The sequence below is a fragment of the uncultured Desulfovibrio sp. genome (assembly GCF_944324525.1).
GTDB lineage: Bacteria > Desulfobacterota > Desulfovibrionia > Desulfovibrionales > Desulfovibrionaceae > Desulfovibrio.
Map to the genome: position 1 here is coordinate 17,837 of NZ_CALUWS010000023.1, position 14,846 is coordinate 32,682.

General features: G+C 60.4%; 14 protein-coding genes, 1 tRNA gene and 1 other RNA gene. 14 read left to right on the forward strand and 2 right to left on the reverse strand.

Features of this window, described 5'->3' with window-relative positions:
• The first annotated feature begins 9 nt into the window (after window positions 1-9).
• The 5 genes from Q0K12_RS07370 (at window position 10) to Q0K12_RS07390 (ending at window position 3,269) form a co-directional block, all read left to right on the forward strand.
• The gene (locus tag Q0K12_RS07370) at window positions 10-906 is read left to right on the forward strand and encodes a phosphoribosylaminoimidazolesuccinocarboxamide synthase (protein WP_297261554.1); all 897 of its coding nucleotides are present in this window, start codon (window positions 10-12) and stop codon (window positions 904-906) included.
• A gap of 81 nt (window positions 907-987) precedes the next feature.
• Window positions 988-1,752, forward strand: coding sequence for an enoyl-ACP reductase (locus Q0K12_RS07375; protein WP_297261556.1), 765 nt, complete (start codon window positions 988-990; stop codon window positions 1,750-1,752).
• A 174-nt stretch (window positions 1,753-1,926) separates the two neighbouring features.
• Window positions 1,927-2,139 (forward strand): hypothetical protein, encoded by a 213-nt coding sequence (locus Q0K12_RS07380; protein WP_297261558.1) that lies wholly within the window; start codon window positions 1,927-1,929, stop codon window positions 2,137-2,139.
• Window positions 2,140-2,316: 177 nt separating this feature from the next.
• Window positions 2,317-2,408: transfer RNA gene (locus Q0K12_RS07385), tRNA-Ser, on the forward strand.
• 285 nt (window positions 2,409-2,693) lie between these two features.
• Window positions 2,694-3,269, forward strand: coding sequence for a hypothetical protein (locus Q0K12_RS07390; RefSeq protein ID WP_297261560.1), 576 nt, complete (start codon window positions 2,694-2,696; stop codon window positions 3,267-3,269).
• A 150-nt stretch (window positions 3,270-3,419) separates the two neighbouring features.
• On the opposite strand, the gene Q0K12_RS07395 is transcribed toward Q0K12_RS07390, so the two are convergent.
• The gene (locus tag Q0K12_RS07395) at window positions 3,420-4,394 is read right to left on the reverse strand and encodes an ankyrin repeat domain-containing protein (protein ID WP_297261562.1); all 975 of its coding nucleotides are present in this window, start codon (window positions 4,392-4,394) and stop codon (window positions 3,420-3,422) included.
• A gap of 566 nt (window positions 4,395-4,960) precedes the next feature.
• On the opposite strand from Q0K12_RS07395, the gene Q0K12_RS07400 reads away from it, so the two are divergent.
• Window positions 4,961-5,542 carry a recombinase family protein gene (locus Q0K12_RS07400; protein ID WP_297261564.1) on the forward strand — a complete coding sequence of 194 codons (582 nt, stop codon included), beginning with the start codon at window positions 4,961-4,963 and terminating at the stop codon, window positions 5,540-5,542.
• Window positions 5,543-6,021: 479 nt separating this feature from the next.
• Here Q0K12_RS07400 and Q0K12_RS07405 read toward each other — a convergent pair whose 3' ends face one another.
• Window positions 6,022-6,897 carry an ankyrin repeat domain-containing protein gene (locus Q0K12_RS07405; protein WP_297261566.1) on the reverse strand — a complete coding sequence of 292 codons (876 nt, stop codon included), beginning with the start codon at window positions 6,895-6,897 and terminating at the stop codon, window positions 6,022-6,024.
• A 579-nt stretch (window positions 6,898-7,476) separates the two neighbouring features.
• Between Q0K12_RS07405 and Q0K12_RS07410 the strand changes: the two genes are divergently transcribed.
• From Q0K12_RS07410 to Q0K12_RS07445, 8 genes are all read left to right on the forward strand, one after another.
• Entirely contained in the window at window positions 7,477-8,268 is a 792-nt protein-coding gene (locus tag Q0K12_RS07410; protein WP_297261568.1) for a Nif3-like dinuclear metal center hexameric protein, read from the forward strand.
• Between the two features lie 36 nt (window positions 8,269-8,304).
• Window positions 8,305-9,081 (forward strand): C4-type zinc ribbon domain-containing protein, encoded by a 777-nt coding sequence (locus Q0K12_RS07415; protein WP_297261570.1) that lies wholly within the window; start codon window positions 8,305-8,307, stop codon window positions 9,079-9,081.
• A 66-nt stretch (window positions 9,082-9,147) separates the two neighbouring features.
• Window positions 9,148-9,502, forward strand: an RNA gene (rnpB, locus tag Q0K12_RS07420) — RNase P RNA component class A.
• 170 nt (window positions 9,503-9,672) lie between these two features.
• Window positions 9,673-10,986: a 2-C-methyl-D-erythritol 4-phosphate cytidylyltransferase gene (gene ispD, locus Q0K12_RS07425; RefSeq protein ID WP_297261572.1), complete on the forward strand. Its 1,314-nt coding sequence runs from the start codon at window positions 9,673-9,675 to the stop codon at window positions 10,984-10,986.
• Entirely contained in the window at window positions 10,976-12,727 is a 1,752-nt protein-coding gene (locus Q0K12_RS07430; RefSeq protein ID WP_297261574.1) for a long-chain fatty acid--CoA ligase, read from the forward strand. Before ispD ends, Q0K12_RS07430 begins: the two co-directional genes overlap by 11 nt.
• A complete protein-coding gene (gene dtd / locus Q0K12_RS07435) occupies window positions 12,727-13,221 on the forward strand; it encodes a D-aminoacyl-tRNA deacylase (protein ID WP_297261577.1) in 495 nt (164 codons plus the stop codon). The genes Q0K12_RS07430 and dtd overlap by 1 nt, the downstream gene beginning before the upstream one ends.
• Window positions 13,222-13,229: 8 nt before the next feature.
• Window positions 13,230-13,583, forward strand: coding sequence for an STAS domain-containing protein (locus Q0K12_RS07440; protein ID WP_297261579.1), 354 nt, complete (start codon window positions 13,230-13,232; stop codon window positions 13,581-13,583).
• Between the two features lie 92 nt (window positions 13,584-13,675).
• Entirely contained in the window at window positions 13,676-14,809 is a 1,134-nt protein-coding gene (locus Q0K12_RS07445) for a FapA family protein (RefSeq protein ID WP_297261581.1), read from the forward strand.
• Window positions 14,810-14,846 lie beyond the last annotated feature (37 nt).

The following is a 14,846-nucleotide window of genomic DNA, read 5'->3' on the forward strand; positions in this document are numbered from 1 at the left end:
GGAGCTGTCATGCGCATTGTTACCCAGACCCAGATCACTGCCTGTCCCCTGCGCTCGCGCGGCAAGGTTCGCGATATCTATGAAGTGGATGACGAGACCCTCCTCATCGTGACCACCGACCGCATGTCGGCTTATGACGTCATCATGGGCGAGCCCATCCCCTACAAGGGGGTCATCCTCAATCAGATCACCCTGTTCTGGATGGACAAGTTCCAGGACATCATCCCCAACCATCTGGTGGAGAGCGACGTCAGCCGTTTCCCCGCCAGCCTCGCCCCGTGGGCGGACGAACTGGAAGGCCGCGCCGTGCTCGTGCGCAAGGCCCGTCCCCTGCCGGTGGAGTGCATCGTGCGCGGCTATCTGAGCGGCTCCGGCTGGAAGGACTATCAGGCGACCGGCAAGCTGTGCGGCTATGATCTGCCCGCCGGCCTGCGCGAATCCGACAAGCTGGAACCGGCCATCTTCACCCCCTCCACCAAGGCCGAACTGGGCGAACACGACGAGAACATCAGCGTGGCCCGCGCCGCCGCCCTGCTCGGGGACGAGGTGGCCGAACAGGTGCAGAACGTCTCCCTGCGCATCTATGAAGCCGGGCGCGCCTATGCGGCCGGCAAGGGCATCATCGTGGCCGACACCAAGTTCGAGTTCGGCTTCATCAACGGCAAGCTGCATATCATCGACGAGGTGCTGACCCCGGATTCCTCCCGCTTCTGGCCCGCGGACAAATACGTTCCCGGGCAGGGGCAGCCCAGCTTCGACAAGCAGTACCTGCGCGACTGGCTCAAGCGGCAGCCGTGGAACATGCAGCCGCCCGCGCCTGCCCTGCCGCAGGAGATCATCGACAATACGGCGGCCCGCTACCGGGAAGCCTATGAGATCCTGACCGGAAAACCCTTCAGCATCTAGGGACGGTCAGGACGGCCGGGTCTGCGTCCCGGCGATCCAACGAATGACATGCCGGGATTTCCGGCCGCAAGGAGAATCACCATGCTGTTGCAAGGCAAGAAAGCCCTCATCCTCGGTCTGGCCAACAACAAGAGCATTGCCTACGGTATCGCCTCCTGCTTCAAGGAGCAGGGAGCCCGCCTCGCCTTCAACTATGTGGGGGACGCCATCAAGAAGCGTGTGGAACCCCTCAGCGAAGAGCTGGGCGGCGAGTTCACCTTCCAGTGTGACGTGAGCGACGACGCCCAGATCGCCGCCGCCGCCGATCTGGTCAAGGAAAAGTGGGGCGAGGTCGATGTCCTTGTCCATTCCATCGCCTTTGCCAATCGCGAGGACCTCACGGGGCGCTTCGTGGACACGACCCGCGAGGGCTTCCATCTGGCGCTGGACATTTCCGCTTATTCGCTGACCGGCATCTGCCGCGCCTTTGAGCCGCTCCTGCATGAAGGTTCTTCCGTCCTCACCATGACCTATCACGGCTCCACCAAGGTCATCCCCGGCTACAACGTCATGGGCGTGGCCAAGGCGGCGCTGGAAGCCTCCGTGCGCTACCTTTCCTATGAGCTTGGCGAGAAGGGCGTGCGCGTCAATGCCATCAGCGCGGGCCCCATCAAGACGCTGGCCGCCTCCGCGGTGTCCGGCCTCAAGAACATCTTTACCCGCGTGGAGGAGAGCTCGCCCCTGCGCCGCAACGTCACCACGCACGATGTGGGCGGTCTGGCCACCTTCCTGGCCTCGGATCTGGGGCACGGCGTGACCGGCAGCGTCATCTACGCCGACAGCGGCTTCAGCCAGATGGGCATCTAGAGCGTTTTCCCATACGGCCGCGCATTTCGCCTTTTCAACGGCAAAATGCTCCAAGCCGCCCATCCGTGTTTGCGCCACGTTCGGCGCTGTGTGATGATTTGCGACAGGGCCGCATCTTGCGGCCCTGCCTGCGTATGATGCGCTCTCTTTTTTCCGTCATGGCGAGGACATCCTATGAGTAGCTTTTCCCTGCTCGGCTTGGTCAATCTGGTGGGCATCGTCTGCGCCGCCCTGGCCTTCCTCCTCTATCTGCGGCATGCGGCGCGCCGCCTTGAAGCAAAGGAAGCAAAGACGGAAGAGAGCGGCCAGCCGTCCGTTCCTGCGGAAACGGCAGAGCCGCCCTCCCCTGCGGCCGCCAGTCAGGCACAAGGGGAGCAAACGTCCTGAGTGCCCTGAGCGGTCTTTCCGGCAAGCCGGCGGCAGCGCGCTCCCGCCCTGCCTGTTTTTGCCGGAGCCCGAGCGGATGGACCGCCCTGACGCCGGGCGCAAAAAAAATTTTGTTTTTGTGCATTTTTTGCTTGCCTTCCCCGGAAAGGGGGTATATATAAATCTGGCTTTGAGCGCGGAGAGGTGTCCGAGCTGGTCGAAGGAGCACGATTGGAAATCGTGTGTACGTTAAAAGCGTACCGAGAGTTCGAATCTCTCCCTCTCCGCCAGCAAGAAAGTAAGCCCGTTGAGAAATCAACGGGTTTTTTCTTTTTGGGGCTGCGATTGGCCGTGGGCTTGCTCCGCCGCTGGCCGGGAACGCTTGTCCCGGGGCGGCTGCCTCGGCAGGCCCCCTGCCCTTTCCGTTGAGCGGAGAGGTGAACGTGCAGCCTGGACGTTTCAAACTGAAAAGGCTCTAATAACAGGACACGCCGATCCCGTCGCTATCGGTGCTCCTGCTCAATCAAAGCAAACTGTGATGGAGAGGACGAGCGCAAAGCACTATGATCACGGGTATGGAAACAGATATCCCTTGCATGACGGAGGAAAAACAGGTGAAGCGGAGACCAATGAGCATATTGATAAAAATGCTCTTTTTTTCGGTCAAGCCCCTTCTTTTTTTGCTTGTCGTCATCATTGCATATAATTTCTTTTCCGCATTATTCGAAATATATGCTGCTGAATGGTATTCCCTACATTTTGAAAATGATGCCATTGCATTATTCTTCGGAAGTTGCATGTGGTTTCAGATCATGTTTTTCCTTCGTTTTACAGGGATCCGTTCCACGCTGCTTGTAGTGGGGGGATGTGGTATGGTGGTCATGGCCATAAAGCTGGGCACGCCGCCAGCCGCAGCGCTCGTATCCAAATTTGATTTGCATCACAGTTTCCCGACCGAAAGTGATGTTATAGGTCTTATTTTTTATAGCGCTATACTGTTTGCTGAAGGGCTCTTGTATCCCTGCGTAGTCAGATCCCTCAATTTTATTGTCATAAGCCCCATAAAATGCCTTTTTTCATGGCTACAGCGTTTTGCCTGTGAAAAAGGCAAAATACGGGGCGGCAGCACAGAGCCGCCCGGTTCAAGGTAAGCGGAAAACCGTGTTTTCTCGCCAAAGCGACAGGCTATATGCTGTGAAACGTGAAGCGTTTCATCTGGAAAATGCGTACGAAAAAGCCCGCCCGGACAGTTGCCGGACGGGCTTTTCCGTACGCATGCGCAATGTGCGCCCGACCGCTCTCTACTTCGCGCCGTACTGTTCGAGCAGCTTGACGGCATCCTTATGATTTTGGCTGCGTGCCCACATCAGGGCTGTCCTGCCATCTTTATCCTGCATGTTTATGTCGGCTTTGTTGTCCAGCAGCGTTTGAATGGCCTGACTTTGACCATGGTATGCCGCTCCTATCAGGGCTGTCCTGCCTTCGCTATCCCGCACATTGATGTCGGCCCCGTAGTCCAGCAGCGTTTGAACGGTTTGGCTGTGCCCCATGAATGCCGCCCCCATCAGAGCTGTCATGCCATTGTTACTCCGCGCATGGATGTCAGCCCCATTGTTCAGCAGAGTTTGGACGGCGTGACTGTGACCTTTGAATGCTGCCTCCATCAGGGCTGTTTCGCCATCACTATTCCGCGCATGGATGTCAGCCCCATTGTTCAGCAGGGTTTGAATGGCTTGGTTGTGGCCTTTGAGTGCCGCCCCCATCAGGGCTGTCCCGCCATTGTTGTTCCGCGCATGGATGTCGGCCTTGTTGTCCAGCAGGGTTTGAATGGCTTGGCTGTGGCCACCGAGTGCCGCATACATCAGGACTGTTATACCACCGAGGCCCCGTGCATGAATGTCAGCTCCATTGTTCAGCAGGGTTTGAATGGCTTGGCTGTGGCCACCGTATGCCGCCCCCATCAGGGCTGTCCCGCCAGTGTTGTTCCGCGCATGGATGTCGGCCTTGTTGTCCAGCAGGGTTTGAATGGCTTGGCTGTGGCCACCGAGTGCCGCATACATCAGGGCTGTCATGCCCTTGTTGTCTCGCGCATGGATGTCGGCCCCATTGTTCAGCAGGGTTTGAATGGCTTGGCTGTTATCTTCTATTGCCGCCAGCATCAAAGCTGTCGTGCCTGTTTCTTTATCGTGTGCACCGGCATCCGCGCAAAACCCCTTAAGAGGGATAGCGAGGAAGAAAAGCACAGCGAACAAAAAAACAACGCGGAATACTCTCATGCGACAAACTCCGTTGAAACAAAAGGTGCGCTTCCAGGGTTCATGCCCGTACAGCCAAAGCGTAACGGTAACGACAGGCGGAGGCATTTCCCACGCCCTCCCCTCGCCAGTCCTGCACGGCCTTCCCCTTCCTGCGGGCACGGGCATTTCCACGCCTTATACACGCGCCGCAGAGCGGTGACAAGCGCCCTGCCTTGCAGCCCCTACGCTCACCATGTATTACCCTAAGTATTCGTAAGGGTAATTCGCGCAGCCCCTCCTTCTGCCTGTGGATTGCCATCGGAAATTCCGATGGTAATACGCGCTTGGGGGTGAAACCGATTCACACCCCGGCGGGTAACCCGCGCTTGGGTGACTCTTCCGCTGTTGGCGCTTGCCGTCCCGCCGCCGTCTCCGCCAGACGCCATGTGGCGATTTTTTCGTGTTCATCTGGAGTATACTTCATGCGCATCCCCCGTCCTCTTTTTTTCTATGTCCATCTAGGATTATTTTTGCTATTTCTTGACATGTGTTTTTTAAATCTTTAGCCTTAAATGAACAAATTTGGACAACAAGGAGAGAGCCCCATGCACGGGAAACATATCGGGTACATCCGCGTCAGCAGTATAGACCAGAATACTGCACGGCAGCTCGACGGCATTATGCTGGACAAGATTTTTACAGATACATGCAGCGGGAAAGACACGCACCGTCCCGGCCTCGTCGCCTGCCTTGACTACCTGCGCGAAGGGGATGTGCTGCATATACACAGCATCGACCGGCTGGCACGCAACCTCCAAGACCTGCTCCACCTTATTGAAAGCCTGAACGCCAGCGCCGTAGCTGTTGTCTTTCACAAGGAAGGCTTGACGTTCAGCGGCAAGGAAGACCCCTTCCAGAAGCTCCAGCTCCAAATCATCGGAGCGGTAGCCCAATTTGAACGTGCCCTGCTGCGCGAACGACAGAGGGAAGGCATCGCCATTGCCAAGGCGGAAGGAAAGTACAAGGGCCGCAAGCCTGCGCTTACATCGGAACAGGTGAAAGAGGCCCGGCAAATGGTCGCGGCGGGACAGTGCAAGCAGGATGTGGCACGCTACTTCGGAATCAGTCGGACAACCCTTTATAAGGCCATACAATCACGGCTTGACATAGACGGTCGTTCAAACTAAAAATTGCTACACAAAAGAATGACGGAATGAAAAAGCGCAATATTTTTCACGGATTGCTGAGATGGAATATCCCCTCTCTCCCTCTCCGCCAGCAAGAAAGTAAGCCCGTTGAGAAATCAACGGGTTTTTTCTTTTTGGGGCCGCGATCGGCCGTGGGCTTGCTCCGCCGCTGGCCGGGAACGCTTGCTCCCGGGGCGGCTGCCTCGGCAGCCCCCCTGCCCGGGGGAACGTGCAGCCTGGACGTTTCAAACTGAGAAAGCTCTGGAGCATTTTGCCTGTGAAAAAGGTGAAATGCGAGGCGGCGGCACAGCGCAGACAGGCACAAAGTAAGCGGAAAGACTAAATTTTTTTTGCGAAACAACCGGCCGTATGATGTGAAACGCAAAGCGTTTCACACGGAAAATGCGCACCAAAGAGCCCGCCCGGACAGTTGCCGGACGGGCTTTTCCGTACGCATGCGCGGTGTGCGCCCAACCGCCCTACTTCGCGCCATACTGTTCAAGCAGCTTGACGACATCCGCATGTTTTTGGCTACGCGCAAAATCCAAGGCTGTCCTGCCATCTTTATCCTGTGTACGGATGTTGGCCCCATTGTCCAGTAACGTTCGGATGCTTTGACTATGGCCATGGAATGCCGCAAACATCAATGCTGTTCTGCCATCGTTATTCTGTGCATTAATGTCTGCCTTGCTGTCCAGCAGAGTTTGAATAGCTTGGCTGTGACCACCGACTGCTGCATACATCAGGGCTGTCCAGCCATGTTTATTCTGTGCGTGGATGTCAGCTTTGTTATCCAGTAGGGTTTGAATGGCTTGGCTGTGACCACCGCCTGCTGCATACATCAGGGCTGTCGTACCAAACTTATTCCGTGCATGTATGTCAGCGCCGTTATCCAGCAGTGTTTGGATAGACTGGCTGTGATCGTGGTATGCCGCTAGCATTAGGGCTGTGTTACCATCTTTATCTTGTGCATGTATGTCAGCTCTGTTGTCAAGTAGGGTTTGAATGGCTTTGTTGTGCCCCATCGCTGCCGCTAACATCAGGGCTGTGAAGCCTTCTTTATCTTGTGTGTGGATGTTGGCCCTGTTATCTAGTAGCGTTTGTATGGCTTGACTGTGCCCCCTTGCTGCCGCCACTATCAGGGCTGTCATGCCATATTCATCCCGTGCATGTATGTCGGCCCCTTTGTCCAGCAATGTTTGGATGGTTTGGCTGTCGCCATCTCGTGCCGCCGCCATCAGGGACGTCATGCCCTTTTCCGCATGACGCTCACTGATATTCGCACAATTTCCCTTGAGCGGCATGCAGAGGGCAACAAACAAGGCGAACAAAAAAACAGTACGGGATGCTCTCATAGGATGATCTCCTTTGGAACGAAAGAGTTGTTCATATGACCCTATACACATGGCCGAAGCGTAACGGCATGAGAAAGGCTTTCTCCATGCTGACCGTTCTTCTGTCTGTACGCTGTTCCTGCACTTACCATATGCCGTTTGACAGCGGCAAGAGGGCCATAGAGCGTTTCACCTTTGAAAAAGGTGAAACGCGAGGCGGCGGCACAGCGCCGCCCGGCCAAAAGTGAGCGGAAAAACCGCGTTTTTTCCGCGAAACGCCAGGCCGTATGGTTTGAAACGCAAAGCGTTTCAAACTGGAAATGCTCTAAAACAGGTACGGCCAATGGTCGCGACGAGACGACGCCGGCAGGACGGGCACGCAGCACGGCATCAGCCGCACAATCCTGTCCAAAGGCCGGCGTCTTCTTGACAATATGGCGATTGTGGTACAAAATGGCGAAATGGATGCCATATTCTGCTTGTGTGCAAGCAAGACTGGGCAGCGTTTTCTGTCAGCGGGACGGAAAAAGACGCATTCAGCACTGCATGAGGCACTTTTCCCTTTCTGGAAAAAGTGCCTTTCTATTTGGCGGGGATGCTATGCAACTGACTGAAATCATTGCAACCATAGAAAAAGTTGCCGCGCCGTCCACGCAGGCGGCCTGGGATTGCTCCGGCATGCAGGTGGCCGCCCGCCGTACGGAAGCGACGCAAGTCGCCGTCTGCCTCGACCCCACGCCCGCGTCCGTCGCGACGGCGCTCGACAAGGGGGCGCATGTCCTCCTGAGCCATCATCCGCTGCTGCTCAAGCCGCGCCTGCCGCGCCGTCTTGATGCCTACCATGAGGTATTGCGGCTGCTTTTGGGGGCGGATGTGCCGCTGTACGCCTGCCATACGTCGCTGGACGTCAACAGCGCGGGCCCGGCCGCCTGGGTCGCCGACGAACTGGGGCTGACCGCCCGGGAGGTCATCGAGCCGACCGCTCCGGCCCCTGAGGGGGCCGCTCTGCCCCTGGGGTTCGGTCTGGCCGGCGATCTGCCCGCGCCGCAGTCGCCGTCCGCCATCCTGCAGCGGCTCGGCCGCTGGCTGGATCTTTCCACGACGACGCTGTGCGGGCCTTTGCCGGAACAGGTGCGGCGCATCGGCTACTGTACCGGGTCGGGCTCTTCCCTGCTGGAAGAGGCGGCCCGCTGCGGCGTGGAATTCTTCATCACCGGCGATGTGAAGTACCATACGGCGCTGGAAGCGGAGATCTGCATGGCGGACGTGGGGCATCACAGCCTTGAGGAAGAGATGATGCGCCGCATGTGCGCGCTGCTGCAGCATCTGCTGCCGGGCGTCAATGTCTTTTTTGTGCCCTCGCTTTCGCCGTTGCGCCCCTGGGCGGCCTGAGGCGCGATGCGGGGCACCCTTTCTGGGAGGAAAACAATGAGTACCGCCGTTTATCTTGATCAGATCCGTCAGCTCGTGGAGCTGCAGAAAATAGATGACGCCATTTTTGCCGTCCGGCAGGAGCTGGAGCGCGCGCCGCGCGAACTGGAGGATCTGCAGCAGCGTTTCGACGCCAGCAATGCCCAGCGTGAACGTGTGCTGGAAAAGCTGAACCATCTTCAGGACCAGCAGAAACGCCTTGATTTCGAGATCGAGGACGATTCCGCCCGCATCAAGAAGAGCAAGAACAAGCTCATGCAGGTGGAGAACCAGCGCGAGCACCATGCCATGATGCGCGAGATGGACAGCATCGAGAAGGTCATCCGTTCCCGTGAAGAGGAAAAGATGGCCCTTATGGAAGAGCTCCAGCTCCAGAACGAGAAGCTGGCCCAGATCGACCTGACCCACACGGGCCTGCAGGCCGAGCTGGAAGTGCGCCGCGACAGCCTGGAAGAAAAGCTCACCGCCTGCCGTGCCCGCATGGCCGAACTGGAAAGCAAGCGGGAAGTCGCCAGCAGCGCCATCCCGCATCCGGTGTTCGTGCGCTATGAGTTCATCCGCAAGCGTCTTGAGCATCCTGTCATCGTGGCGGTCAAGGACGGCATCTGCACCGGCTGCCATATCGCCGTGCCGCCGCAGTCCTACATCGAACTGCAGCGCGGGCAGCAGATCCTGAGCTGCCCCAACTGTCAGCGTCTTATCTTCTGGAATGAGCATTTCGATTTCCCGGTGACGCCGGGCATCCCTGAAACGCCCAAGACGCTGGTGGATTAGACCACGAAACGGCATGCCGCTGCCGACGGCAGCCGGCTGCCGGCATATCAACGTATCAGGCAAACGGGAGTCGGACGGGCCACCGCCGCGAAGCGATTCGGGGAGGAAAGTCCGGGCTCCACAGGGCAGGACGCTGGGTAATCCCCAGGAAGGGTGACCTTCGGACAGCGCCACAGAAAGCAAACCGCCCTCCCTTGCGGAGGGTAAGGGTGAAACGGTAGGGTAAGAGCCTACCAGATGCCGCGGTGACGCGGCATGCTCGGCATACCCCGTCTGGAGCAAGACCAAATAGGGAAGGAGGCCGGCCCGGCCAATCCTTCCGGGTAGGTTGCTTGAGGGTGCGGGCAACCGCACTCCTAGAGGAATGGTGGCCTCATGCGACCACGCATGACAGAACCCGGCTTACAGGCCGGCTCCCGTTTGCATGAGCGTTTTGCCTTTGAAAAAGGCGGAACGCGAGGCGGCGGCACAGCGCCGCCCGGCCGAAACCAAGCGGAAAAACCGCGTTTTTTCCGCGAAACGTCAGGCCGCAGGGTGTGAGACGCGAAGCGTTCCAAACTGAAAATGCTCATGAATTCTGCCGGAAAAGCCATGAACGCCGAACACGCTGATCAGGCCCAGGAAGCCCCTGCCGCATCCCTTCTCGCGGAAGCCCCGCGCCCGTGGGCCCTGCTGCTGGCGGCGGGACGCGGTTCGCGCATGGCCGCCGCCACCGGCGGCACGTCCAAGCAGTTCCTGATCTGGAAGGACTCCCCTCTCTACTGGCACAGCGCCCTCACCTTCAGCCGCAGCAGCGCGGTGGCCGGCATCGTCTTCGTTTTTCCGCCCGGCGAGCTCGCCCGCTGCGAGGCCGAAGTCCGCGCGCTGGACGCCCGTCAGCCCCTCGGCCTGCCCTGGGCGGCCGTGGAAGGCGGCGCCGAGCGGGACGACTCCGTACGCAACGGTCTGGCCGCCCTGCCCGGAGCGGCCGTCCATGTCCTGATCCATGACGCGGCACGCCCGTTCATGAGCGCCCGGCTCGTTCGCACCGTGCAGGCCGAGCTTGCCGCCGGGGCCGTGGCGGTCATCCCCGCTCTGCCGGTGACCGATACCATCAAGATGGTGGAAGGCGCGCGGGTGCTCTCCACCCTGCCCCGTCATCGCCTTGTCGCGGTGCAGACGCCGCAGGGCTTTGCGCGGGCGGAACTGGAAGCGGCCCACGCCGCGCGGATGGAGGAAGCCTCCCGCGGACAGGGACAGCCCGTGACGGATGACGCCATGCTCATGGAGGCCGCGGGCCATGCGGTGCGGGTGGTGCCCGGTGAAAAGACCAACGTCAAGATAACCACGGTGGAAGATATGGCCCTTCTCAGCCCGCCGCCTTCGCTCCAGCCCCGTACGGGCATGGGCTACGACGTGCACCGCTACGCGCAGGATGCCGGGGATCCCAAGGCCCGCCCCATGAAGCTGGGCGGCATCGCCATCGACAAGGCCCCGGCCGTGCTGGCCCATTCCGACGGGGACGTGCTGCTGCACGCCCTGTGCGACGCCCTGCTGGGCTGTGCCTGCCTGGGGGACATCGGGGAACATTTTCCCGACGCGGACGCCCGTTTCGACAATATTTCCTCGGCCATACTGCTGGATCAGGTGCTGACCCGGGTCAGACGCGCCGGGCTTCGCCTCTGCCATGCGGATATGACCATCGTGGCGCAGAGGCCCCGTCTGGCCGCCTTCAAGGACGCCATCCGCCGTAACGTGGCGCGGCTTTTGCAACTTCCGCCCGAGGCCGTCAACGTCAAGGCGACCACCGAGGAGCGCCTGGGATTCACCGGACGGGAAGAAGGCATCAAGGCCTATGCCGTCGTCAGTGCCTTGTATGCTCCCTCCGCCGCAGCCGATGCAGGAGAAAGCCATCATGCCAGTTGATCCTTCCCGTCCGTGGCTGGCCCATTACGAGGACGGCGTCAGCGCGGAAGTCCCGGTGTACGGGAAGCCGCTCTTTCATTTTCTGGACGAGGCGGCGCGCCGCTACCCGGACCGGGCGGCTTTGCGCTTTCAGAATACGCTCATGACGTATCGGCAGCTCAAGCGTCAGGCCGAATGTATGGCGGGCAGGCTGCGGGAACTGGGCGTCGGCGACGGCGACCGGGTGGCGGTCATGCTGCCCAACCTGCCGCAGACCATCGTCCTGTTCTGGGCCATCCTCAAGGCCGGGGGCGTGGTGGTCATGCTCAATCCGCTCTATATGGAGTCGGAGCTGCTGACCATCCTCAATGACGCCCGGCCCCGTCACATGATCCTGCTGGATCTGCTCTGGCCCCGCATCGCCTCGCTGCGCGACCGTCTGCCGGTGGAGACCTACGTCATCACCGGCGTGGGCGATGCGCTCTCCTTCCCGCTCAGTCTGCTCTACCGGCTGAAGGAGCTGCGCAACAGGCAGGCTCCCCGCATCCCCTATGGCCCCGATGTGCTCCCCTGGAAGGAGCTGGCGCGCGGCAGCGAGGCTTGCGTGGCCAATATCGCCACCCCGGAAGAGACGCCCGCCCTGCTGCAGTATACCGGCGGCACCACCGGCCTGCCCAAGGGCGTGCCCCTGACGCACGGCAACCTGGGCTCCAACGCCCTGCAGGTGCTGGAGGTCATCCGCGATCTGCGCCATGAGCGCCACAGCATCGTGGGCCTGCTGCCCTTTTTCCATGTCTACGGGCTGTGCCTGGGCATCACCCTGCCCGCCATGCTGGCCGCCACGTCGCTGCCGCTGCCGCGCTATGTGCCGCAGGACGTGCTGCATCTCATCAACCGGCGCCGCCCCACCATCTTTCCCGGCGCGCCCTCGGTCTACGCTTCTCTCCTGCAGCAGAAAAACCTGGCGCAGTTCGACCTCAAGAGCGTCAAGCTCTGCATTTCCGGTTCCGCGCCGCTTTCCCGCGAGCTGCGGCGTCAGTTCCATGAGCTGACCGGGGCCTCCCTGCTGGAAGGATACGGGCTGACCGAGGCTTCGCCCGTGACGCACCTCAACCCGCTGCTTCCCGAACAGCAGAAGGAAGGTTCCATCGGCATGCCCATGCCCGGCACCGACGCCATGATCGTGGAGCCGGGCGGCATGGAGCCCCTGCCCCCGCACACCGTGGGCGAGCTGATCATTCGTGGCCCGCAGGTCATGCACGGCTACTGGGAGCACCCTGAAGAGACGGCCGCTACCCTGCAGGACGGCTGGCTGCGTACGGGCGATCTGGCCTGTATGGACGAGGACGGCTTCTTCTACATCGTGGACCGCAAGAAAGACCTTGTGCTCGTGGGCGGCTTCAACGTCTATCCGCGCGAGGTGGAGGAAGTCATTCTGGAGCATGAGGAAGTGCAGGAAGCCGTCTGCGTGGGCCTGCGGGATCCCTTGCGCGGCGAAGTGCTCAAGTGCTACGTCGTGCCCCGTCCCGAGGCCGCCGGCAAGCTGGACAAGGCGGCCATCATCGCCTGGTGCCGCAGCAAGCTGGCCAACTACAAGGTGCCGCGCCATGTGGAGTTTCGCGCGGAGCTGCCCAAGTCGGCCATCGGCAAGGTGCTGCGGCGCGCATTGCGGGAAGAGGAGGAAGCCCGGGCGGCCAACCGCGCCCGACGCCACGCCGGGTCTGCCGAAAATTCCGAGGGCTGCGACGGAGGCGATGCCTGATGCGTCTGTGCATCCAGCGCGTTCTGGAAGGGTCCGTTGCCGTGGACGGCACGACGCTTGCCAGCATCGGCAAGGGGCTCGTGGTGCTGGTGGGCTTCGGGCAGGAGGATGGGCCGGAGCTTGCCGCAAGCGACGTTTTTTCCGGCATGGTCCGCAAGCTCGTGGAGCTGCGCATCTTTCCCGGCGAGGGCGAGTACGCGCAGAAGATGCACTGCACGGTACGCGAGGCCGGCGGCAGCATCCTGCTGATCCCGCAGTTCACCCTGTACGCCGACTGCCGGCGCGGCCGCCGGCCGGACTTCACCGCCGCCGCCCCGCCCGCAACGGCTCGCCCCCTGTTCGAAGCCTATGTCCGTCGAGTTGACGAAATGATGCAAGGTAACGTATACTCTGGGTTATTTGGGGCTGACATGCGGATATCACTCTGCAACTGGGGGCCGGTGACGCTCTGGCTTGACGCCGCGGAGCTCTTTTCCCCGCCTGCAAAAGGATAGGAGGCGACATGTTCTCGCTGGATATCGAACAGCACAAAAAAACGACGGTGGTGCGCTACCACGGCACGCTGCTCCTCCAGGATGCCATCACCCTGCGAGGCGAGCTGGAAAAACTGCTGCTGGCCCAGGGGATCGCCCAGGTTGCCATCGATCTGAGCAGCGTGGAAGAAGTGGACAGCTCCGGCCTCGGCGCGCTGGTCTGTGCCGATACGCTGGGCCTGAGTCATGGGCGGCGTCTTATCCTGCTCTCTCCTTCGGAGCCGGTGCAAAAGCTGCTCCGGGACGTGGAGATAGAAGGATTTTTCCCCGCATTCACCAGTGAGCACGAACTCGAGGGGCGCATCCCGGACGTGCTCGAATAAGTGGCGCGCAACCTCCCCCGCATGGGCCGTCCTGCCGTGGCCTGCGGGCAGACCGAATCCGGTGACAGGCAGAAAGGAAGGGAGAGAGAGCCGTGTCATTTTATCTGAAGCATTTTTTCAATCCGGATCTGCACCATCTGAATCTCAAGCCGTGCAGTGAGATCGCGGAAGCCAGCGGCAGCAATCTGTACAACCTGGGATATGTGCAAAACGTCATCAAGGGGCAGGTGCTGGCCGAGGTCGTTCCTTTGAGCGAAGCCGGCCCCAATCCCGATCCCCGCTTCATCCTGGAAAGCTCCGAACCGCCGCTGGGCTTCAATACGGTGGTGGACCCCGCCCATCCGCAGTACATCCTTGCCGCCGTCAACGGTTATGTCTTCTACAGCGAAGGCCGCATTACCGTAAAGCATCTGCTCAACGTCCGGCAGGACGTGAGCTTCCAGACGGGCAACATCCATTTTGTGGGGGATATGTGCGTGCACGGTTCCGTCCGGGCCGGCTTCAGCGTGCATGCCAACAACGTCCGCATCATGGGCATGGTGGAGGGCGGCAGCGTGGATGCCCGCCAGGATCTGGTCATTGACGTGGGCGCGCGCGGCGGTACGGGCGAACACTGCGTGCTGGAAGCCCGGGGAAAGATTCTGAGCCCCTTCCTGGAAAAGGTGGAAGTCCGCTCGCGCAGTCATGTGATCACGGAAAAATACTGCCTGTACTGCACCGCCTATGTGGGCGGCAACCTCGTGGTGCGTGAAAGCCTGTACGGCACCACGGCCAATGCCTACGGCAGCGTTTTTGTGGGCAAGCAGCTCGGCAACAAGGCCGGCGTAAGCACGCGCGTCTTTCTGGGCTATGATCCCGAAAACATCCGGGAACTGGAAGAACTGGACACCACCATCTCCAGCCTTTCGCAGACGCTCGTGCATCTCAAGGCCGTTGCCGGTCACCTGCCGCCCGATGCCACCGAAGCCAGCCGCAAGCTGGTGCGCACGGAAAAGCAGCGCGCCCAGCTCATCGAGCAGCGGGAAAGCCTCTGGAAAAAGCTCAGCCGTGACGAAGCCAGCATGTCCACCTGCCGCCTCATCGTGCCGGGCACGGTCTACCCCGGTGTGGAGATATCCATCGGGCGGACCTTCATGCAGGTGGAGCGCATGTACCAGAACGTGACCTTCATGCTGTCGGAAGACGACATCATCGTCGTCCCCAACAACAGGGATGACATCCAGTGAAAACGCGTACGGAGAGGCCCGCAGCCTCCCCTTGTCC

What these genes read in the sequence shown, in the direction of transcription:
- Q0K12_RS07415 (WP_297261570.1), top strand. Translation starts at nt 8,305, where the DNA reads ATGAGTACCGCCGTTTATCTTGATCAGATCCGTCAGCTCGTGGAGCTG.
- ispD (WP_297261572.1), top strand. Translation starts at nt 9,673, where the DNA reads ATGAACGCCGAACACGCTGATCAGGCCCAGGAAGCCCCTGCCGCATCC.
- Q0K12_RS07390 (WP_297261560.1), top strand. Translation starts at nt 2,694, where the DNA reads ATGGAAACAGATATCCCTTGCATGACGGAGGAAAAACAGGTGAAGCGG.
- Q0K12_RS07380 (WP_297261558.1), top strand. Translation starts at nt 1,927, where the DNA reads ATGAGTAGCTTTTCCCTGCTCGGCTTGGTCAATCTGGTGGGCATCGTC.
- Q0K12_RS07410 (WP_297261568.1), top strand. Translation starts at nt 7,477, where the DNA reads ATGCAACTGACTGAAATCATTGCAACCATAGAAAAAGTTGCCGCGCCG.
- Q0K12_RS07395 (WP_297261562.1), bottom strand. Translation starts at nt 4,394, where the DNA reads ATGAGAGTATTCCGCGTTGTTTTTTTGTTCGCTGTGCTTTTCTTCCTC.
- Q0K12_RS07440 (WP_297261579.1), top strand. Translation starts at nt 13,230, where the DNA reads ATGTTCTCGCTGGATATCGAACAGCACAAAAAAACGACGGTGGTGCGC.
- Q0K12_RS07405 (WP_297261566.1), bottom strand. Translation starts at nt 6,897, where the DNA reads ATGAGAGCATCCCGTACTGTTTTTTTGTTCGCCTTGTTTGTTGCCCTC.
- Q0K12_RS07400 (WP_297261564.1), top strand. Translation starts at nt 4,961, where the DNA reads ATGCACGGGAAACATATCGGGTACATCCGCGTCAGCAGTATAGACCAG.
- Q0K12_RS07375 (WP_297261556.1), top strand. Translation starts at nt 988, where the DNA reads ATGCTGTTGCAAGGCAAGAAAGCCCTCATCCTCGGTCTGGCCAACAAC.
- Q0K12_RS07430 (WP_297261574.1), top strand. Translation starts at nt 10,976, where the DNA reads ATGCCAGTTGATCCTTCCCGTCCGTGGCTGGCCCATTACGAGGACGGC.
- dtd (WP_297261577.1), top strand. Translation starts at nt 12,727, where the DNA reads ATGCGTCTGTGCATCCAGCGCGTTCTGGAAGGGTCCGTTGCCGTGGAC.
- Q0K12_RS07370 (WP_297261554.1), top strand. Translation starts at nt 10, where the DNA reads ATGCGCATTGTTACCCAGACCCAGATCACTGCCTGTCCCCTGCGCTCG.